Source organism: Burkholderia sp. KJ006, assembly GCF_000262695.1.
Taxonomy (GTDB): Bacteria; Pseudomonadota; Gammaproteobacteria; order Burkholderiales; family Burkholderiaceae; genus Burkholderia; species Burkholderia vietnamiensis.
In genome coordinates this window covers 733,139-752,524 of the sequence record NC_017920.1, presented here as the reverse complement: position 1 = coordinate 752,524, position 19,386 = coordinate 733,139, and the positions used below count along the sequence as shown (strand labels likewise).

The following is a 19,386-nucleotide window of genomic DNA, read 5'->3' as shown; positions in this document are numbered from 1 at the left end:
CCGCGCGTTGCAACAGGCACGGCATCCGCGGCCGCGCGCGGCAATGCCGGCGACGCGCCCACGCGCGCCCCGTTTCAGACCGTCTGACCGAGCCGCTGCGCGAGCGCCTTCAGTTTCGGCCCGACGTCGGTACGGAACGCCTGTTCGTCCATCGACGATGCCGGCCCGCTGCAGCTGAGGATCAGCCAGCGTCCGTCGCGCGGCTCGCGAAACGGCACGGCCGCCGCGTTCACGTCCGTGTGCCACGCGCGGAACGAATAACAGCAACCGCCCGTCGAGAATTCGGCGACCGCCTGCTGCGCGGCCGCGACGAGCGCATCGGCGTCGGCGCCGCCGCCGGCCGCACGATGCAGGTCGGCATAGAGCGCGCGGCGCACGTCCTCCGGCTGCACGGCCAGATACGCACGCCCCATCGAACTCGTCAGCATCGACAGGCGCGAGCCGGGAGCGAGCCCGAGCGTCAGCGCCGTTTCGCTGCGGATCGTCTCCAGATAAATCATATCGAGCCCGTCGCGGCAGCCGAGCGACACGGCCGCGCCGATCTCGCGCGCGAGCGCCTGCATGTGCGGCCGCGCAAGATCGAGCGTCCCCGACCCGGACAGCAGCGCGTAGCCGAGCGACAGCACCGCGGCATCCAGCGCGTATTTCCCGAGCGTCTCGTCGTAGCGCAGGTAGCCGAGCACGGTCAGCGTGTAAGCGAGCCGGTTCACGGTCGCCTTCGGCAACCCGGTGCGTTCCGCAAAATCGCGATTGCCGAGCATCGTTTCGCCGGGCCGGAACGCGCGCAGCAGGTCGAGCCCGCGCGCAAGCGCAACGACGAACTTGCGTTCGTCGATCGCGGTTTCGTCGATGGTTGAAAGTGTCATCTGGTGCTACACTGGGTTCGTTTTGCAAAACATTGTTCCGCACAGCGGAACGCAAGTCAAGCAGACCATAGAAATCGGAACCGGTAGCGAAGCGCCGCCGCCGACCGACAGGAGATGACACGATGAGCGTTGCAACTTTTCATTGGGACGATCCGCTGTTGCTCGACCAGCAACTGACCGAAGAGGAGCGGATGGTGCGCGATGCCGCGCGCGCGTATGCGCAGGACAAGCTGGCGCCGCGCGTCACGGAGGCGTTCCGCCACGAGCGCACCGACGCGGCGATATTCCGCGAAATGGGCGAACTGGGCCTGCTCGGCCCGACGATCCCTGACGAATACGGCGGCCCCGGCCTCAACTACGTCAGCTACGGCCTGATCGCGCGCGAAGTCGAGCGCGTCGACTCCGGCTACCGGTCGATGATGTCCGTGCAGTCGTCGCTCGTGATGGTGCCGATCTTCGAATTCGGCTCGGACGCGCAGAAGCAGAAATATCTGCCGAAGCTCGCGACCGGCGAATGGATCGGCTGCTTCGGGCTGACCGAACCGAACCACGGCTCGGACCCGGGCAGCATGGTCACGCGCGCGAAGAAAGTGCCGGGCGGCTATTCGCTGTCCGGCTCGAAGATGTGGATCACCAACTCGCCGATCGCCGACGTGTTCGTCGTGTGGGCGAAGCTCGAAGAAAACGGCGCGGACGCGATCCGCGGCTTCATCCTCGAGAAGGGCTGGAAGGGGCTGTCGGCGCCGGCCATCCACGGCAAGGTCGGGCTGCGCGCGTCGATCACCGGCGAGATCGTGCTCGACGAGGTGTTCGTGCCCGACGAAAACCTGATGCCGAACGTGAGCGGCCTGCGCGGCCCGTTCACGTGCCTGAACTCGGCCCGCTACGGGATCGCGTGGGGCGCGCTGGGCGCGGCCGAATCGTGCTGGCACACCGCGCGCCAGTACGTGCTCGACCGCAAGCAGTTCGGCCGGCCGCTCGCCGCGAACCAGCTGATCCAGAAAAAGCTCGCCGACATGCAGACCGAAATCACGCTCGGCCTGCAAGGCGTGCTGCGGCTGGGCCGGATGAAGGACGAAGGCACGGCGGCCGTCGAGATCACGTCGATCATGAAGCGCAACTCGTGCGGCAAGGCGCTCGACATCGCGCGGCTCGCGCGCGACATGCTGGGCGGCAACGGCATCTCGGACGAGTTCGGCGTCGCGCGCCACCTCGTGAACCTCGAAGTGGTCAATACGTACGAAGGAACCCACGACATCCATGCGCTGATCCTCGGCCGCGCACAGACGGGCATCCAGGCATTCTTCTGACCGTTTGCGCAGGCGACGCGGCGCCGGTCGCACCGCATCGTGCGCGCTGAAACGACACGGCCCGCCCGGCATCGCTGCCGGGCGGGCCGTTTTCATGGGCGCGCGGCGATCGCGCGCAGCCGCTGCTTACTTGTTCGGCTGCGGCGTCAGACGCAGATACGGACGCACCGCGTTGAAGCCCTTCGGGAAGCGCTTCTTCAACTCATCGGGATCCTGCAGCGACGGTACGATCACGACGTCGTCGCCGTCCTTCCAGTTCCCCGGCGTCGCGACTTTGTAATTATCGGTCAGTTGCAGCGAATCGATCACGCGCAGCACTTCGTCGAAATTGCGGCCGGTGCTGGCCGGATAGGTGATGATGAGACGCACCTTCTTGTTCGGATCGATCACGAACAGCGAGCGCACCGTCAGCGTTTCGTTCGCGTTCGGGTGGATCATGTCGTACAGCTGCGAGACCTTGCGATCGGCGTCGGCGATGATCGGGAAGCCGACGACCGTCGACTGCGTTTCGTTGATGTCGTTGATCCAGCCCTTGTGCGATTCGACGCCATCGACCGACAGCGCGATCACCTTCACGTTGCGTTTGTCGAATTCGCCCTTCAGCTTCGCGGTGAGCCCGAGCTCCGTCGTGCATACCGGCGTGTAGTCGGCCGGATGGGAGAACAGGATGCCCCAGCTGTTGCCAAGCCACTCATGAAACTTGATCGTGCCCAGGCTCGATTCCTGCTCGAAATCCGGTGCGATGTCACCAAGACGCAGACCCATGATGTTCCCTCCTCGAACGATGCTGGTTGAAACCGCGCGCTGTCGGCGCGGGATAGTCACTCAGCTTACGGGAAGCAATGGGCCATGCGAACGATTATTACGTTTGATATTCATACTTTTTTGTCATTTTTGCCCAGGCGCAGAGCGCGGTGGACAGCGGCGAAAGGCACTTTTCACGCCGTCGGCGGCTCTGTTTTTGTTTACGTTTCGTTTACCATGCGGTCTTGCAATGTCGCCGTGCGTCTTCCCGGCTCGCCAGCAGGCAGGCGTTTCGCTACGATGTGAACCTGCAGCATGACAGCATGAAGGGAGTTGCAATGTCGGAAATCAACAAGGAGAAACTGATGTCGGATATCAAAACCGTTCTGGCGGACGCCGAGGACCTGCTGAAGCAGGCTGCGAGCAGCACGGGCGACCGGGCTACCGAGCTGCGCGAAAAGGCCATGTCGCGCCTGAAGCAGGCCAAGGAAAAGGCAACCGACGTCCAGGTCGTGGTGGTCGAGAAAGGCAAGAAGGCGGCGCGCGCAACCGACGACTACGTGCACGAGCATCCGTGGACGTCGATCGGCGTCGCTGCCGGCGTCGGCGTGCTGATCGGCCTGCTGATCAACCGCAAGTAACGCGCGCTGCGCCGTTTCGCCCCGCGCGCCGCTCGCTGCGGCACGCGGGAGTCGCGGCAGGCCGGCGGCTCGCCGCCGGCCTGGCTTGACCTTGCTGCTCACTGCGCGTGCAAGCGCCTCATCCATGACGACAGACACCCACCCGCAGCCATCCGGCCCGGGGCCGCTGCGCCGCCTCGTCGGTTCCGCGATCGGCCTACTGCAAACGCGTCTCGAACTCGTTGGCATCGAACTGGCCGAGGAGAAGGAACGCCTGATGGGCGTGCTGTTTCTCGGCCTCGCCGCGATGATGCTCGCGACGATGGCGCTCATCAGTCTGACCGTCCTGATCGCGATCGCGTTCTGGGACACCTATCGCTGGCAGTCGCTCGCGGTGGTCACCGCGTTGTACGCGGTCGCCGGCATCGTGTGCGTGCTGAAGGCGCGCGCGGGCCTGCGCAACGCGCCGACCGTGTTCGAGGCGACGCTCGCCGAGCTCGAAAAGGACCGCGAGATGTTCCGCGGCAAGCCGTGAACGCCGTCGCGTTCACCCGTTCCACCCATTTCGCCGACGCGCCATGAGCCAGAACGTCACGGGCCATTCGCCCAGCCACCATTCGTCGCGCTCGAACTGGAGCGCGTCGCAGCATCGCGCACTCCGCAAGGAGTTGCTGATCCTGCGATCCGAAGTCGAGCGGCTCGAGCTCGCCGAAGCCGCCGCCGACATGCGTCACGCCGTCACGCGCTTCAGCTGGCTGAAGGTGTTCATCCCCGGCCTGTCGACCTCGAAATTCGGTCAATCCGCGAAAAGCCTGAACGCGAGCATCGGCCAGATCGTGAACCAGTATCCGATGCTGAGCTCGCTTGCGTCGCTCGTGCTCGCGAAACCCGTTCGCTCGCTGTTGCGCGCAACCGGCGGGCCGGCGCTGAAGTGGGGAACGCTGGGCTTCGCCGCATGGGAGATCTACCAGATCTGGAAGCAATCGCGCGACGAGCGCGACAGCACCGCGAGCAACGACTGACGCTCCACGGGGCGCGCGCGATGCGGTTGAGCCGCGCGCGTCACGCGCGGGCTCAATGCACGCCCCAGCACGCGCGAGACGGTTCGTCCATCTGGCCGGTATCCGCCATTGCATTGCCCTTCGTTCCGTCCGAACGCAGCGTGAATGCACCGCATGGGTCGTCACGCATCGGCCCGGCGTCGAGCGGGCTGGCGACGAGTTCGTATGCCACCGGCGCATCGCCGTCGGCCGGTCGCCGCAGCGTAAGCCGATAGACCGGTTGCCCGTCCGGCGGTGCCTGTGTGTACGCATCCGGCAACGTCTGCGGCGGCGGGCCATCGAGCGTTTCGAGATACTGGGCGGCCCGGTACAGCGCACTTACCGCAGCGGTGCGATGCATGCGCGCGACGTGCGCGCGATATGACGGGACACCCCAGCTCGCCAACGCAGCGACGATTGCGAGCACGATCATCAATTCGATCAACGTGAAGGCCGCCAGCCGGCGCATCGCAGCAGCGGCTCGCATCATTGCACCGTCACGACACGACGCCAGCGCTGCGCCACGATGTGCCCGTCGCGCAACGCGAGCTGGCTTTGCAGCCAGACCACGCTCGAGGCATCGCCGCCGACGCCGCGAGCGGTGACGAGGTACGCGCGGCTGCCGGCCGGACCGGCACCTCGCCACGCTTCGATCAGACAACGCGGCGGCTGCGCCGCCAGCGGCCACGATGCAAACGGCTCGAACGCGTCGGCGACGCGCAGCGCGGGCGTCCGCCGCCACGCGCGTGGTTCACCATGCGATGCCGGTTCGTCGAGGTATGGCGCTGCGCCGCCGCGCAAACGCACGATGCATGCGGCCAACGCCGCATCGGCGGCATGAAACGCGATCATCCGATCGGACAACGCGCGCGTGCGACGCGATTCCGTCAACGCCGACTCGAACCATGTGCCTGCCAGCGCCACGACCGCCGCGGCAACGGCCATCACGGCAGGCAGCGCAAGGCCGGCATTGCGAAGCCGACGCCGAAGCCGAGGCCGACGTGCGGGCGCAGCGCGTAATGTCGCGCGGTTCGGCAACGCGGGGCCGTCACCTGCGCCGCGCCGGCCCGCAGCACGGCGCGCCGACGCATCGGCTGTCGCGATCCGCGTCGCACAACGTCGGACGGACCGGGTCGCGCGGATCATCGGAATGCCTCACCGTCACGCACACCGCCCACGACACGATCGGCCAACGCGATCGATGAATTCCGCAACGCGACGATGCGATGCAGCGTGAGGCGCGCGCGGCCATCGTCGGATACGGCTACGCGACCATCGCAGTCGACATGACGCGTCGGCGCGCGCATCGGTTCACCGCGCGCCCGCACACACAGATGTACCGCGACGATGTCGCGCCACCCGTCAGCGCCGATCGCCGCCGCGTCGGCGAATCGCACGGTTCCGCGACGCAAATAGCGCACACGCAACTGGTCGATGCCGGACACCACCGGCTGCGGCGTGCCGGGGCGACCGCTGCCTTCGCAGTACAGCTCGGGCTCACCGGTCGACGGGCTGACATGCGCATCGAAGTGGTTTTCCACCAGCGGCCGCTCGCCGGGGGCACCGATACCCTGCCCGAGACAGTCGGATACCTGGTCGCCAATGGTTGGCCAGGTCGACACACCGTCGCCGACATAACGGACCACCACCGCATCGGAGGCCTCGCGAGCGGCTTCGCAGCGCACCTGTGCACCATCGCCACGCACCCGCGCCGCGGAGCAACCGAACAACGGCGGCAGCGGCAACGCGTCGTCGTCGTCGAGCGAACGAAATCCGGCCATCTGAATCTGCTGTCCGATCAGCATCAGGGCCGTCGTGGCCGCATCGCGCATCGCGAACGCGTCCTCGGCCCGCCCGTGCGCGACACGCTGTGCGTGGTAAAGCGCGCCGGCGGCCGCGAGCACGAGCAGACCGACGACCATCGCAATCAGGACTTCCAGCAGCGTATGTGCGCGGCTGCGGCGATCAGCGTTCATCGGCGTCGAACTCCCGAAACGGAATGCGCACACACGACGGCGGCTTCGTCATCGTCCGCGCCGCATCGCACCGCGCGGACGCCGAGGCCGACTGCGCAGTGTCGGCGTCGCGCCAGCCGACGATCGCATAGCTGACACCGGCCGCCCCACGGTCGAGCATCATTGCGCCGTCGGGCAACGATGCCGCCGCAAGCGCCGCGAGGCCGCCGTAATCGCCTGGTGCCGCATGACGGCGCTCGATGCGTGCGTCGGCCAGCCAGAGCGCACGTTCGCGCCAGATCGTCGCCCGCTGCATGCGGGTCATCGCGAACTGGCTGCCGACCACCGTCAGCATCACGGCCGCGAGCAGCGCAACGGCCAGCACCGCTTCGAGCAGCGACGTGCCGTGCGTTCGTCGGCGCGAGCACTTCATGCCGCGTCACACCGGCCGGCCACGATGCGCGCGCGACCGCCCGCCGAAATCCGGATACAACGCGACGTGCGCGCCTCGTCGCCAGGCCGCTCGCGCTGCGCACGCAATTCGAAGCGCCGGATCCCGCCGATCACCTGTCCGGCCGGCGGCGCGAACGCCAGATCGTGCGTGGCGCCCGTCACGGCAATGTCGGGATCGCGCGGATAACGCCTCAACACCCGCGACTGCCCGTCGAACTGCCCGCTGACGATCCAGCCGCACGACCATGCGGCCGGATCGCATGGTTCGTCGGCGCGCACGCAATCGCCGGCGGGCCCGGCGCGGCACAGCGTGACGCGCACGCCGAGCCGAGCCGCCTCGGTGCGGGCGAACGACACCGCACCGAGCAGCGTGCGCGAGCGCGCATCGACGCGTTCGCGCATGCGCCACTGATCGAATGCCGGAGCGGCGTAGAGCGCCGTCGCGGCCGCCAGCGCGATTGCGACCATCAGCTCGACGAGCGTGAATCCGTCGCAGCGCCGCAGGTGCGCGCCGACAATCTTTCGGTGCAGTCCCATCGCCATTGCCCTCCGTCAACGTGATGCAACGACTGTAGCGACGCGAGCGAACCCGCGCCATTGGCCAAACGGCCAACTGGCGACATGCGGCCGAGACCGACACAATCGGGACGAACTGGATCACTCGGCCCAATCGGGCCTGCGGAGAAGACGATGAACGAACGCGGCGCGTCAGCGCTTACGCGGAGGCTTGGAGGGGGACGCGCGACGGAACTCTTCGATCACGTCGGCAAATTCGGAAACGTCCTCGAACCGGCGGTAAACCGATGCAAAACGGACATAGGCGATCGTATCGAGGCCGCGCAACTCGTTCATCACGAGTTCGCCGAGCTTCTCGCTACGCACTTCCCGCTCGCCCGTGGCGAGCAGCTGATATTCGATACGGGCGACCGCCGCGTCGATCGCATCGGCTGCAACCGGCCGCTTGCGCAGCGCGAGTTGCATGCTGGCGACGATCTTGCGACGGTCGAATTCCGTGCGGCTGCCGTCCTTCTTCACGACGGCCGGCAGGTTCAGCTCGACCCGCTCGTACGTCGTGAAGCGCTTGTCGCAAGCCGAGCAGCGACGGCGCCGGCGAATCGCAGCGCCATCTTCGGAGACGCGCGAGTCGACGACCTGCGTGTCTTCATGCCGGCAGAACGGGCAGCGCATGCCGGATCAGCGATAGACCGGGAAACGCTTGGTCAGCTCGGCCACTTGCGCGCGCACGCGCTCGAGCGTCGCCGCATCTTCCGGGTTCTCCAGCACGTCCGCGATCAGGTTGCCCACCTGCTCCGCTTCCGCCGGCCCGAAGCCGCGCGTCGTCATCGCAGGCGAGCCCAGCCGCACGCCACTCGTCACGAACGGCTTTTCCGGATCGTTCGGAATCGCGTTCTTGTTCACCGTAATGTGCGCCGCACCCAGCGCCGCTTCCGCCGCCTTGCCCGTGATGTGCTTCGCTCGCAGGTCCACCAGCATCACGTGGCTTTCCGTGCGGCCCGACACGATCCGCAGCCCGCGCTTGACCAGCGTCTCGGCCAGCACCCGCGCGTTCTCCACCACCTTTTGCTGATACGCCTTGAACTCCGGCGACAGCGCTTCCTTGAACGCCACCGCCTTCGCCGCGATCACGTGCATCAGCGGGCCGCCCTGGATGCCCGGGAAAATCGCCGAGTTGATCTGCTTCTCGTACTCCGCCTTCATCAGGATCACGCCGCCGCGCGGGCCGCGCAGGCTCTTGTGCGTGGTCGTCGTCACGAAATCAGCGTGCGGCACCGGGTTCGGATACACGCCCGCCGCGATCAGCCCAGCGTAGTGCGCCATGTCCACCATCAGGTACGCACCGACCGACTTCGCGATCTGCGCCATACGCGCGAAGTCGATCTTCAGCGCGAACGCCGAGGCGCCCGCGACGATCAGCTTCGGCTTGTGCTCCTGCGCGAGCTTTTCCGCCGCGTCGTAATCGATGTCTTCGTTTTCGTTCAGCCCGTAGCTCACCACGTTGAACCACTTGCCCGACATGTTCACCGGCGAGCCGTGCGTCAGGTGCCCGCCGTGCGCGAGGCTCATCCCCATGATCGTGTCACCCGGCTTGAGCATCGCGAAGAACACGCCCTGGTTCGCCTGCGAGCCCGAGTTCGGCTGCACGTTCGCCGCTTCCGCGCCGAACAGCTGCTTCACGCGATCGATCGCCAGCTGCTCGACCACGTCGACGTACTCGCAGCCGCCGTAGTAGCGCTTGCCCGGATAACCTTCCGCGTACTTGTTCGTGAGCTGCGAGCCCTGTGCGGCCATCACGGCCGGGCTCGTGTAGTTTTCCGAGGCGATCAACTCGATGTGGTCTTCCTGGCGGCGGTTTTCCTGCTCGATCGCAGCAAAGATCTCGGGATCGACGTTCGCGATGGTGCTTTGGGCTCTGTCAAACATACGGTTTCCGTTAAGTGTGTACAGGTTGACCGGTGCGGCCGAGTACATTGCGTTGCTGGTGGAACCAGCTCGACGTGGCGGAAGAATCCGTATGACGCGAGACAGGACAGCCACCGGCGATGCACGCGACGGCGCACAACGGCTGCCCAGGCGAACGGCAAAAACGGCGCCCCGCGCTTCACGGTGGGATGCTCCACCTTGAACCCGAAGGGTTCTATCGCCAGTCACGCAGGGGTGATGAGCGCGTTAGTTTATTGGATGCGTCATGAATAGGCAACCGCGCCTCCCCCGCCGAATCAATGAGGGCCGGATTCCGCGCGCCGGGCCCGCGCGCTTCCGCGCCTTGCCGCGGTGCGGCAATCTCAGTAGGCTTGCGCGATACTATTGGCCACTTCGTCATCGACCAGGAGCAGCAGCAATGATCGTGTTCGTCACAGGCGCGTCCGCCGGCTTCGGCGCAGCCATCTCCCGTGCCTTCGTCAAGGGCGGCCACCGCGTCGTCGCCACCGCGCGCCGCAAGGATCGGCTCGATGCGCTCGCCGCGGAACTGGGCGACGCGCTGCTGCCATTCGAACTCGACGTGCGCGACCGCGCCGCCGTCGAAGCGGTGCCGGCCGCCCTTCCCGCCGAATTCGCGGCGCTCGACGTGCTGGTCAACAACGCCGGCCTCGCGCTCGGTGTCGAGCCGGCCCAGAACGCCAGCCTCGACGAATGGCACACGATGATCGACACGAACTGCACCGGTCTCGTGACGGTCACGCACACGCTGCTGCCCGGGATGATCGCGCGCGGCCGCGGCCACATCTTCAACCTCGGTTCGGTCGCCGGCACCTACCCGTATCCCGGCGGAAACGTATACGGCGCAACCAAGGCTTTCGTCAGACAATTCAGCCTGAATCTGCGCGCCGACCTCGTCGGCACGCCGCTGCGCGTCACCGACATCGAGCCCGGCCTCTGCGGCGGCACGGAGTTCTCGAACGTGCGCTACCGCGGCGACGACGCGAAAGCAGCGAACGTCTATCAAAACGTCCAGCCGCTCACAGCCGAGGATATTGCCGACACCATCTACTGGATCGCGACGCGCCCCGCGCACGTCAACATCAATACGATCGAGATGATGCCGGTCGCGCAAGCGCCGGCCGGTCTGACGGTCCATCGCGGCTGACGGCTGACGCCTGGCACCGCGCGCCGCGGGCCCGCCATGGGCGGCCCGCGTCGTGCCGTGCGGCACTACATTCCGTTACCAAACCGTAACGAATCGGACCCCGGCCTTCCGGTAGAATGCGCGCCATGACTCAGCCTACCCGCTCTCCGGACACCTCGCGCGGCTTCATCTGGCCGGTGCGCGTGTACTACGAGGATACCGATGCAGGCGGCATCGTCTTCTATGCCAACTACCTGAAGTTCTTCGAGCGCGCCCGCACCGAGTGGCTGCGCGCGTGCGGCATCGATCAGCGCCAGCTCGCCGACGACACGGGCGCGATCTTCATCGTTCGCAGCACGTCGGTCGACTACCGCGCGCCGGCGCGACTCGACGACGCACTCGCGATCACGAGCCGCCCGGCACGCATCGGCCGCGCGTCGGTGGAGTTCACGCAGGAAGCGTGGCGTGGCGACACGCTGCTGGTCGCCGGGCATATCCGCCTCGGCTGCGTCGACCGTTCCGGCATCCGTCCCGCGGCGATCCCGCCGGTCGTCCTCGATGCACTGCAACGCGGGCCCGTCATCGACGCCGGGCACACTGTCCCGTCAACGAAGCTCGAATGAGCCCCGTTTAGACAAAGGCCATGAACTTGCCTTCCTGAATCGATACTAAGCAAGGTTCCGCGCCAGGGCTGCGTCGGCGCGCCGTACCGCACGCACCCGTGCGCCCTTGCCGGGCACCCCCGAAGGGACGTTACTCAAATCTCTATGAACACATCTCAAGACCTGTCGATCATTTCCCTCGTCCTCAACGCGAGCGTGCTCGCCCAGGCCGTGATGGGGCTGCTGTTGCTGCTGTCGCTGATGTCGTGGACCTTCATCTTCCGCAAGTGGTTCGCGATCCGCCGCGCACGCGCGCAGACCGAGCGCTTCGAAAAGGATTTCTGGTCGGGCGGCGACCTGCAGGCGCTGTACCAGAGCGCAGCCAATAACCGCCACACGATCGGCGCGCTCGAGCGCATCTTCGAAGCCGGCATGCGCGAATTCCTGAAGGCGAAGGAAAAGCGCCTGAGCGATCCGGGCCTCGTGCTCGACGGCGCACGCCGCGCGATGCGCGCGGCGTTCCAGCGCGAAATGGACGTGCTCGAAGCGAATCTCGCGTTCCTCGCGTCGGTCGGCTCGGTCAGCCCGTACATCGGTCTGTTCGGCACCGTGTGGGGCATCATGAATTCGTTCCGCGGCCTCGCGAACGTGCAGCAGGCCACGCTCGCGAACGTCGCGCCGGGCATCGCCGAGGCGCTCGTCGCCACCGCGATCGGCCTGTTCGCCGCGATTCCGGCCGTGGTCGCGTACAACCGCTACGCGCACGACATCGACCGCCTCGCGATCCGCTTCGAGACCTTCATCGAAGAATTCTCGAACATCCTGCAGCGTCAGGCCCAGTAAGGAGCTCGCCATGGCAGGAAGTCCCATTCGATCCAGCATGCGCGGCGGCCGCTCGCGCCGCGCGATGGCCGACATCAACGTCGTGCCGTATATCGACGTGATGCTCGTGCTGCTGGTGATCTTCATGGTGACGGCGCCGCTCGTCGCCCCGTCGATCATCAATCTGCCGACCGTCGGCAATGCCGCGCCGCAGGAGCAGACGCCGCCCGTCGTCGTCAACATCAACGCCGACCGCACGATGAGCGTCAAGTACAAGGGCGACTCCGGCGCGACGCAGGAAGACACGATGACCAAGGCCGAGCTCGACAGCTTCATCGTGGCCAGGCAGGCCGACCATCCGGACCAGCCGGTGGTGATCGCGGCCGACAAGACCGTGCAGTACGATGCGGTCATGACCGTGATGTCGGATCTGAAGGCGCGCGGCGTCAAGCGCGTCGGCCTCCTCGTCAAATCGCAATGAACCGGCAGCAACCCACGCGCGGCAACGCCTACCCGTCGCAACCGCCACGCGAGCGCGGCACCTGGCGCGCGTTCGCGCTCGCCGCGCTGATGCACGTCCTGCTCGCGCTGTTCCTGTACCACGGCGTGCAGTGGCAGAACAGCACGCCGGCCGGCGCCGAAGCCGAACTGTGGACCGAGGTCCCCGACGTTCCCGCACCGCGGCCCGTCGTCGCACCGACGCCGCCCGTGAAGGTCGCGCCGCCCCCTCCCCCGGTGAGAGACGAACAGGCGGACATCGCGTTGCAGCAGAAGAAGCGCCAGCAACAAGAGGCGGCCGCACGCGAAGCGCAGCTCGAGCAGCAGCGCCGCGAGCAGCAGCTGAAGCAGCAGGAAGAGGAAGCGCGGCGCGCCCAGCTGGCGGCCCGGCAAGCGGCGGCGCTCGCCGCGGAAAAGGCCGCCGAACGCGAAAAGCAGAAGCAGGCGGCGAAGCTCAAGCAGCAACTCGCCGAGCAGCAAAAGCTCGAACAGCAGAAACTGGAGCAGCAAAAGCTCCAGCAGCAGAAGCAGGCGCAGCTCGAGGCCCAGCAGGCAGCCAAGGCGAAGGCCGACGCAGCCGCAAAGGAAAAGGCGGACGCGCAGGCCAAGGCAAAGGCCGAAGCGGCCGCGCGCGCGAAGGCCGACGCGGCGGCCAAGGCCAAGCTCGACCGGGAACGAAATGCGCGCCTCGCGCAGTTGCAGGGTCTCGCGGGCGCGGGCGACGGCGGCGGCCAGGGGCTCGCGAAAAGCGGCACCGGCACGGGCTCCGGCGGCAACGCGGCCTCGCCCGGCTATGCGGACAAGGTGCGCCGTCGCGTGAAGCCGAACATCGTCTGGGGCGGCGAGCGCGCCGGATTGACGACCGTCGTGAAGATTCGCTGCACGCCGTCGGGCGACCTGCTGAGCGTATCGGTCGCGCGGCCGAGCGGCAATTCGGGGTGGGATCAGGCGGTGGTCAGCGCGATCCAGGCGTCGGTGCCGTTGCCGCCCGATACTGACGGTCGTACCCCATCGAGCATTACGATTACCTTCAAGGCGGCGGAGTGAACGGAAATGCGCTTACACTCCGGGCTTCGCTGCGAAACGGGAACGAACAGGGTATTTTTACTGTCTCTGCGCTTGCGCAGCGATCCAAGTCACATGGGAAGCAAGAAGCATGAGTTTGATGACGAAACTAGGTTTCAGGGCACTCGTGGCATCGTGTCTGATTGCGGCCGGCGGCGCCGCTAACGCGCAGGTCAACGTGCTGATCACCGGCGTCGGATCGACCCAGTTCCCCATCGCGACCGCGAATTTCGCGAACGAGGCGGGCCTGCCGCAGCAGGTCACGTCGATCGTGCGCGCCGACCTCGCCCGCAGCGGCAAATTCACCAACATCGACGCCGGCAGCACGCCCGTGCCCGAGACCGCCTCGGTCGATCTCGGCGCCTGGAGGGCCAAGGGCGCGAACGCGTTCGTCGCCGGCAGCGTGAACCGCGAAGCGAACGGTCAGTACAAGGTGAACTTCATCCTGTACGACACCGTCAAGCAGCAGAGCCTCGGCGGCCTGTCGCTGACCGCGAACGACACCACGCTGCGCACCGCCGGCCACAAGATCGCCGACTACATCTACCAGAAACTGCTCGGCGTGCGCGGCGTATTCGCCACGCGTCTGTCGTACGTGATCAAGACGGGCAACCGCTACCAGCTGCAGATCTCGGATTCGGACGGCCAGAACGCGCGCATCGCGCTGTCGAGCACCGAGCCGATCATCTCGCCGGCGTGGTCGCCGAGCGGCACGAAGGTCGCCTACGTGTCGTTCGAGCGCAAGAAGCCGATCGTCTACATCCACGACCTGCCGACCGGCCGCCGCTATATGGTCTCCGACCAGAAGGGCAACAACAGCGCACCGGCGTGGTCGCCGGACGGCAACACGCTGGCCGTCGCGCTGTCGCTGACGGGCAATACGCAGATCTATACGGTCAACGCCAACGGCGGCGGGCTGCGCCGGCTCACGCAGAGCAGCTCGATCGACACCGAGCCGTTCTATTCGCCGGACGGCCACTGGATCTACTTCACGAGCGACCGCGGCGGCGCGCCGCAGATCTACCGGATGCCCGCGCAAGGCGAAAGCGCCGGCGCGGCCCAGCGCGTGACCTTCACGGGCAGCTACAACACGAGCCCGCGCGTGAGCCCGGACGGCAAGCTGCTCGCCTACATCTCCCGCACCGGTGGGGGGTTCAAGCTGTACGTCCAGGATTTGCAGACCGGCGCGGCGAACGCCATCACGAACACCAATCGCGACGAATCGCCGAGCTTCGCAGCTAACGGCCAGTACATTCTCTACGCGACCCAGTCGGGCGGCCGCAACGTGCTGGCAGCAGTGCCCACCGACGGCAGCGCGCCGCCGCAGATTCTGTCCGTCCAGGGCGGCTCCGTTCGTGAGCCGTCGTGGGGACCCTTCATGCAATGACCACACAAGGAGAGTAACCATGATGTCGAATAAAGCTCGTCTGGCTCTGGCCGTGATGATGATCAGCGCGCTCGCAGCGTGCAAATCGGGCGTGAAGCTCGACGACAAGGCGAACAACGCCGGCGCGGTCAGCACGCAGCCGAGCGCCGACAACGTCGCGCAAGTGAACGTCGATCCGCTGAACGATCCGAACAGCCCGCTCGCGAAGCGCAGCATCTACTTCGACTTCGACAGCTATTCGGTGAAGGACGAGTACCAGCCGCTGCTGCAGCAACACGCTCAGTACCTGAAGAGCCACCCGCAGCGTCACGTGCTGATCCAGGGCAACACCGACGAACGCGGCACCAGCGAGTACAACCTCGCGCTGGGCCAGAAGCGTGCGGAAGCCGTCCGCCGCGCGATGGCGCTGCTCGGCGTGAACGACTCGCAGATGGAAGCCGTGAGCCTCGGCAAGGAAAAGCCGCAGGCAACGGGCCACGACGAAGCATCGTGGGCGCAGAACCGTCGCGCCGACCTCGTCTACCAACAGTAAGTAACGGAAGAATTGCCGTATGACGCACCGTGTATCCTGGCTGCGCGTTGCCGCAGCGTTCTGCGTCGTCGGCGCGGCGTGGTCGGCCGCGCCGGCGCACGCCGGCATGTTCGACGACAACGAGGCGCGCCGCGCCGTGCTCGATCTGCGCAGCAAGAGCGACAACCTGGCCAGCCAGTTGTCGGCAGCCCAGCGTACGATCCTCGATCAATCCGGCCGTATCGACCAGCTGAACCAGCAGGTCGCAACGCTACGCGGCGAGAACGAGGACCTGACGAACCGGCTGACGACGCTCGAACGGCAGCAGAAGGAGTACTACCAGGATCTCGACACGCGGCTCAAGAAGTTCGAGCCGCAACAGGCGACGATCGATGGTGTCGAAGGCACCGTTCAGCCCGGTGAAACGGATGCGCTCAGCGCGGCGCAGCAGCAGTTCCGCAACGGCAATTTCAAGGCTGCCGCGGCGTCGTTCCGCAGCTTCATCGCGAAGTATCCGCAAAGCCCGTACCAGCCGACCGCGCAATACTGGCTCGGCAATGCGCAATACGCGCTGCGCGACTACCGCGGGTCGACGGCGACTTGGCAGGCGATCGTGAGCAAGTATCCGCAGCATCCGCGCGCGGCCGATGCGCTCGTCGCGATCGGCACGAACCAGCTCGAACAAGGCCAGAAGGCGGCCGCGAAGAAGACGTTCGAGCAGGTCGTATCGCAGTACGCCGGGTCGAACGCGGCGCAGACGGCGCAGGGCAAGATCGAGAGCATCAAGTAAATCGTCGTGACGGGTCGTTGACAGGTATACGACCCGCCGCTATAATCTTTTGCTCTTTGGGTCGTTAGCTCAGTTGGTAGAGCAGCGGACTTTTAATCCGTTGGTCGCGTGTTCGAGTCACGCACGGCCTACCAAGGATGTAAAAAAGGGGCTTCCGGGAAACCGGAAGCCCCTTTTTCATTGGTGCTCGCCGGTTGAGTCTCCGGGCTGCCGCGGCCGCGTCTCCATCGCCCTACCCGTTCTCCGACATCCTCGCCGCGACGACCACGCTCGTTCGCGTCATCCTGCACGCTGCGTGCGCAGCCATCGCCGCAGCGTCGCACCGAGCACCGCACGGAACGCCTGCTCCGAGTGCGAGCCGAGCGCTAACCCGATCGCCGCTTCGCCCGCGCCGCGTCTGCTGCAGGAACGCGCCACGCGCGCATCGTCCGGCTCCCCACGACGAACGGGCCAATACCCTTCCACGGAAATGTCGCGCCGAGATCGACCGGCAACAGATGAAACGCGACCATGCGACATCGCGAGCGGACGGTCGACGCCGGCCCGGGCAAGGCCGCCGCATGCATCCTTCACCTCGACGTGACTTCCGGCCCGACGACAACCATCGACGCCACGCGTCCATGAGACGTTTACGCCAAAAATGTCGCTATCGGCTATCGAAACCCTCATCCGTAACGCCCAGAATAGCCATGCATCGCCCGAGATCGCGGCACCAGCCGCTCAACCCATCCAAAGGACGCATCATGCTGAACTGGAACGAATACCGGAAGGAACTGACGACTCGCATCGGCGACATCGCGAAGCTCTCGCCCGACACGTTGGCCGGCTACAAGGCGCTGTCGGGCGCCGGCGCGAAGACGGGCCATCTCGACGCGAAGACGCGCGAGCTGATCGCCCTCGCGGTGGCCGTCACGACACGCTGCGACGGCTGTATCGCGGTGCACACTGCCGAAGCCGCGAAGCACGGCGCGACCAAGGAGGAAGTGGCCGAGGCGCTCGGCGTCGCGATCGCGCTGAATGCGGGCGCGGCGCTCGTCTACTCGGCACGCGTGATGGACGCACTCGGCGACTGACGCGCGCGCCGCGTAGCCGCCGAATCGTCACCCGACGATCGCGGCGGCCAGTCCAGCGGACCGGCCGCCGCGAACTCCGCTACCATGCGCGACAGTTCATCGCGAAGGAGCGCTCCATGTGCCGCTGGCTCGCCTACACCGGCAATCCGATCCCGCTCGAGACCGTGCTGTTTCGCGCGAAGCATTCGCTGATCGACCAGAGCCTGCATTCGGAACTCGGCGTGACGACGACCAACGGCGACGGCTTCGGGATCGGCTGGTACGGCCATCCCGATGAACTGCCGTTCCGCTACCGCTCCGTGCATCCCGCCTGGAACGACCGCAATCTGCGCGAAGCGGCCCGCGCGATCCACTCGCGCATGTTCGTCGCGCATATCCGCGCGGCGACCGATGGGCCCGTGCAGGAAACCAACTGCCATCCGTTCCGCCACGGCCGCTGGCTGTTCGCGCACAATGGGCTGATCCGCGATTTCCACAAGCTGCGCCGCGACCTGACGATGAAGGTCGACCCCGCGCTGTTCTCGACGCTGGAAGGCTCGACCGACTCCGAATTGATGTTTCGTCTCGCGCTGACCTACGGCCTGGAGCAAGCCCCGCTGCCCGCGCTCGAGCGCATGGTCGGCGTGATCGAGGAAACCGCGGCGCGGTATCGCGTCGCCGAGCCGCTCAACATGACGGTCTGCGCGACCGACGGCGAGCGGATCGTCGCGGCGCGCTATTCGAGCGAACGGCAATCGCGATCGCTGTTCCACAGCACGTCGTTCAGGCATTTGCACGAACTGTATCCGCACAATCCGCGTATCGCGGAAGTGGGCAACGATGCGTTCATGGTCGTATCCGAGCCGCTCGTCGACCTGCGCGGCGCATGGGAAGAAGTGCCCGAAAGCACGGCAATCGTCGCGCATGGGGCCGATGTACAGCAGCGGCCATTCAATCCAAGGCACAAGTGACGCGCTTTTCCCGGAATATCAGTCACTTGCCGAGGGCGCGGCATTGCGCCCGGGGATATTATCCGCGGAGATTCGCGGCGTAAAACCTCGCGCAAAAAAATATGACTCTAAAATCCTCGAGATTGACAGCCGATTAACGAACCATCTTGCAGCCCCATTTTAATCTGGCAATTCTATTTAAAACGGAAATACTCACCACCGCATTATCCGTGCCGAAATGGAAAGTCACGCCATTACGTGTGCGATACGTTGATGCGATGTCAGCCATACCGGGCAAGGCGGCGGCAATAATGCCTGGGTTCGTTTCAATTCGATTACCACCCTTATTTCAAATTGTTACGCAGTCCGTGGAAATTGCCAGTCGCGCACTCTCCGCTGCAATATTTCGTAATAAGATAGGAAATTTACGAGACATCGAAAAGCACGTTACAATCGGCCGACATTGCGATCGACAGATCGACTCAAAACAAAATTGCCCCTCGATTTTCGGCATATCGGCTCTGAAATGAATCATCCTGCCAATCCTTCTCCGCCCGATCCACTGTCAGGCGGCCGCAGCGCATTTTCGGGCGCGAACCCGCGCCCGTTCGTCGTGTGGCTGACGGGCGTGTCAGGCGCCGGCAAGTCCACGCTCGCCAGCTTGCTGAAGCTGCAGCTGGACGCGCTCGGGCACCGAACTTATCTGCTCGACGGCGACACGCTGCGCGAAGGGTTGAACCGGGATCTCGGCTTCAGCGATGCCGACCGGCGCGAGAACATCCGACGCACGGCCGAAGTGGCGCGGCTGATGACGGATGCGGGCTTCATCGTGATCGCCGCGCTGATCTCGCCGTTCGCGGACGCACGCGCCCAAGCGCGTGCGCGCTTCGCGCCCGGCACCTTCGTCGAGGTATTCGTCGACGTGGCGCTGGAGGTTGCCGAGGCACGCGATCCGAAGGGGCTGTACGTGTTGGCGCGACGCGGAACCATCCAGCAATTCACCGGCATCGGCTCGCCGTACGAGCAACCGGAGTCGCCCGAAGTACACGTGAGGACGGCGGAGGCGAGCCCCGACGACTGCATGGCCGAGATCATGCGGCAATTGCCGTTGTAGGCCGCGCTCGCACGGCAAGCA

The 19,386-nt window shown here is 65.9% G+C and carries 25 protein-coding genes, 1 tRNA gene and 1 riboswitch; of the genes, 17 read left to right on the top strand and 9 right to left on the bottom strand.

Features of this window, described 5'->3' with window-relative positions; genetic code table 11:
- Window positions 1-74: 74 nt before the first annotated feature.
- Window positions 75-866: an IclR family transcriptional regulator gene (locus tag MYA_RS03415; RefSeq protein ID WP_011883421.1), complete on the bottom strand. Its 792-nt coding sequence runs from the start codon at window positions 864-866 to the stop codon at window positions 75-77.
- 122 nt (window positions 867-988) lie between these two features.
- Here MYA_RS03415 and MYA_RS03410 point away from each other — a divergent pair, with 122 nt between their 5' ends.
- The gene (locus tag MYA_RS03410) at window positions 989-2,176 is read left to right on the top strand and encodes an acyl-CoA dehydrogenase (protein ID WP_011883419.1); all 1,188 of its coding nucleotides are present in this window, start codon (window positions 989-991) and stop codon (window positions 2,174-2,176) included.
- Window positions 2,177-2,302: 126 nt separating this feature from the next.
- Here MYA_RS03410 and MYA_RS03405 read toward each other — a convergent pair whose 3' ends face one another.
- Window positions 2,303-2,941, bottom strand: a complete 639-nt coding sequence (locus MYA_RS03405; RefSeq protein ID WP_014722511.1) for a peroxiredoxin — start codon at window positions 2,939-2,941, stop codon at window positions 2,303-2,305.
- Window positions 2,942-3,258: 317 nt separating this feature from the next.
- Here MYA_RS03405 and MYA_RS03400 point away from each other — a divergent pair, with 317 nt between their 5' ends.
- From MYA_RS03400 to MYA_RS03390, 3 genes are all read left to right on the top strand, one after another.
- Window positions 3,259-3,561, top strand: a complete 303-nt coding sequence (locus MYA_RS03400; RefSeq protein WP_011883416.1) for a DUF883 family protein — start codon at window positions 3,259-3,261, stop codon at window positions 3,559-3,561.
- Between the two features lie 124 nt (window positions 3,562-3,685).
- Window positions 3,686-4,075 (top strand): phage holin family protein, encoded by a 390-nt coding sequence (locus tag MYA_RS03395; protein ID WP_011883414.1) that lies wholly within the window; start codon window positions 3,686-3,688, stop codon window positions 4,073-4,075.
- Window positions 4,076-4,118: 43 nt separating this feature from the next.
- Window positions 4,119-4,562, top strand: coding sequence for a DUF3318 domain-containing protein (locus tag MYA_RS03390; RefSeq protein ID WP_011883413.1), 444 nt, complete (start codon window positions 4,119-4,121; stop codon window positions 4,560-4,562).
- A gap of 52 nt (window positions 4,563-4,614) precedes the next feature.
- Here MYA_RS03390 and MYA_RS03385 read toward each other — a convergent pair whose 3' ends face one another.
- The 7 genes from MYA_RS03385 to glyA form a co-directional block, all read right to left on the bottom strand.
- On the bottom strand, window positions 4,615-5,067 hold the full coding sequence (locus tag MYA_RS03385) for a type IV pilin protein (protein ID WP_041493936.1): 453 nt from the start codon (window positions 5,065-5,067) through the stop codon (window positions 4,615-4,617).
- Window positions 5,067-5,525: a pilus assembly PilX family protein gene (locus MYA_RS03380; RefSeq protein ID WP_014722508.1), complete on the bottom strand. Its 459-nt coding sequence runs from the start codon at window positions 5,523-5,525 to the stop codon at window positions 5,067-5,069. The genes MYA_RS03385 and MYA_RS03380 overlap by 1 nt, the downstream gene beginning before the upstream one ends.
- A gap of 197 nt (window positions 5,526-5,722) precedes the next feature.
- Complete coding sequence (locus MYA_RS03375; RefSeq protein ID WP_014722506.1) at window positions 5,723-6,556, bottom strand: type IV pillus assembly protein; 834 nt, start codon at window positions 6,554-6,556, stop codon at window positions 5,723-5,725.
- A complete protein-coding gene (locus tag MYA_RS03370; RefSeq protein ID WP_014722505.1) occupies window positions 6,546-6,968 on the bottom strand; it encodes a hypothetical protein in 423 nt (140 codons plus the stop codon). The genes MYA_RS03375 and MYA_RS03370 overlap by 11 nt, the downstream gene beginning before the upstream one ends.
- Window positions 6,965-7,525 carry a GspH/FimT family pseudopilin gene (locus MYA_RS03365; protein ID WP_011883405.1) on the bottom strand — a complete coding sequence of 187 codons (561 nt, stop codon included), beginning with the start codon at window positions 7,523-7,525 and terminating at the stop codon, window positions 6,965-6,967. The genes MYA_RS03370 and MYA_RS03365 overlap by 4 nt, the downstream gene beginning before the upstream one ends.
- Window positions 7,526-7,696: 171 nt before the next feature.
- Window positions 7,697-8,176 carry a transcriptional regulator NrdR gene (gene nrdR, locus MYA_RS03360; protein ID WP_006760615.1) on the bottom strand — a complete coding sequence of 160 codons (480 nt, stop codon included), beginning with the start codon at window positions 8,174-8,176 and terminating at the stop codon, window positions 7,697-7,699.
- A 6-nt stretch (window positions 8,177-8,182) separates the two neighbouring features.
- Window positions 8,183-9,430 (bottom strand): serine hydroxymethyltransferase, encoded by a 1,248-nt coding sequence (glyA, locus tag MYA_RS03355; RefSeq protein ID WP_014722503.1) that lies wholly within the window; start codon window positions 9,428-9,430, stop codon window positions 8,183-8,185.
- 137 nt (window positions 9,431-9,567) lie between these two features.
- Window positions 9,568-9,668, bottom strand: a riboswitch (ZMP/ZTP riboswitch).
- Between the two features lie 180 nt (window positions 9,669-9,848).
- On the opposite strand from glyA, the gene MYA_RS03350 reads away from it, so the two are divergent.
- The 13 genes from MYA_RS03350 (at window position 9,849) to cysC (ending at window position 19,365) form a co-directional block, all read left to right on the top strand.
- Window positions 9,849-10,595, top strand: a complete 747-nt coding sequence (locus MYA_RS03350) for an SDR family oxidoreductase (RefSeq protein WP_011883400.1) — start codon at window positions 9,849-9,851, stop codon at window positions 10,593-10,595.
- A 116-nt stretch (window positions 10,596-10,711) separates the two neighbouring features.
- Complete coding sequence (gene ybgC / locus MYA_RS03345) at window positions 10,712-11,197, top strand: tol-pal system-associated acyl-CoA thioesterase (RefSeq protein ID WP_011883398.1); 486 nt, start codon at window positions 10,712-10,714, stop codon at window positions 11,195-11,197.
- Between the two features lie 144 nt (window positions 11,198-11,341).
- The gene (tolQ, locus tag MYA_RS03340) at window positions 11,342-12,019 is read left to right on the top strand and encodes a protein TolQ (RefSeq protein ID WP_011883396.1); all 678 of its coding nucleotides are present in this window, start codon (window positions 11,342-11,344) and stop codon (window positions 12,017-12,019) included.
- A gap of 10 nt (window positions 12,020-12,029) precedes the next feature.
- Window positions 12,030-12,479: a protein TolR gene (tolR, locus tag MYA_RS03335; protein ID WP_011883394.1), complete on the top strand. Its 450-nt coding sequence runs from the start codon at window positions 12,030-12,032 to the stop codon at window positions 12,477-12,479.
- On the top strand, window positions 12,476-13,543 hold the full coding sequence (tolA, locus tag MYA_RS03330; protein ID WP_011883393.1) for a cell envelope integrity protein TolA: 1,068 nt from the start codon (window positions 12,476-12,478) through the stop codon (window positions 13,541-13,543). The genes tolR and tolA overlap by 4 nt, the downstream gene beginning before the upstream one ends.
- 109 nt (window positions 13,544-13,652) lie before the next feature.
- A complete protein-coding gene (gene tolB, locus MYA_RS03325; protein WP_041493759.1) occupies window positions 13,653-14,948 on the top strand; it encodes a Tol-Pal system beta propeller repeat protein TolB in 1,296 nt (431 codons plus the stop codon).
- Window positions 14,949-14,967: 19 nt separating this feature from the next.
- A complete protein-coding gene (gene pal, locus MYA_RS03320) occupies window positions 14,968-15,480 on the top strand; it encodes a peptidoglycan-associated lipoprotein Pal (RefSeq protein ID WP_011883386.1) in 513 nt (170 codons plus the stop codon).
- Window positions 15,481-15,499: 19 nt separating this feature from the next.
- The gene (gene ybgF, locus MYA_RS03315) at window positions 15,500-16,249 is read left to right on the top strand and encodes a tol-pal system protein YbgF (protein WP_011883385.1); all 750 of its coding nucleotides are present in this window, start codon (window positions 15,500-15,502) and stop codon (window positions 16,247-16,249) included.
- Window positions 16,250-16,307: 58 nt separating this feature from the next.
- Window positions 16,308-16,383: transfer RNA gene (locus MYA_RS03310), tRNA-Lys, on the top strand.
- Window positions 16,384-16,992: 609 nt separating this feature from the next.
- Window positions 16,993-17,322 (top strand): carboxymuconolactone decarboxylase family protein, encoded by a 330-nt coding sequence (locus MYA_RS03305; RefSeq protein WP_011883382.1) that lies wholly within the window; start codon window positions 16,993-16,995, stop codon window positions 17,320-17,322.
- A 116-nt stretch (window positions 17,323-17,438) separates the two neighbouring features.
- On the top strand, window positions 17,439-18,272 hold the full coding sequence (locus MYA_RS03300) for a class II glutamine amidotransferase (protein WP_014722496.1): 834 nt from the start codon (window positions 17,439-17,441) through the stop codon (window positions 18,270-18,272).
- 146 nt (window positions 18,273-18,418) lie between these two features.
- Window positions 18,419-18,781: a hypothetical protein gene (locus tag MYA_RS30880; RefSeq protein WP_148278543.1), complete on the top strand. Its 363-nt coding sequence runs from the start codon at window positions 18,419-18,421 to the stop codon at window positions 18,779-18,781.
- Entirely contained in the window at window positions 18,778-19,365 is a 588-nt protein-coding gene (cysC, locus tag MYA_RS03295; RefSeq protein WP_014722495.1) for an adenylyl-sulfate kinase, read from the top strand. Before MYA_RS30880 ends, cysC begins: the two co-directional genes overlap by 4 nt.
- Window positions 19,366-19,386 lie beyond the last annotated feature (21 nt).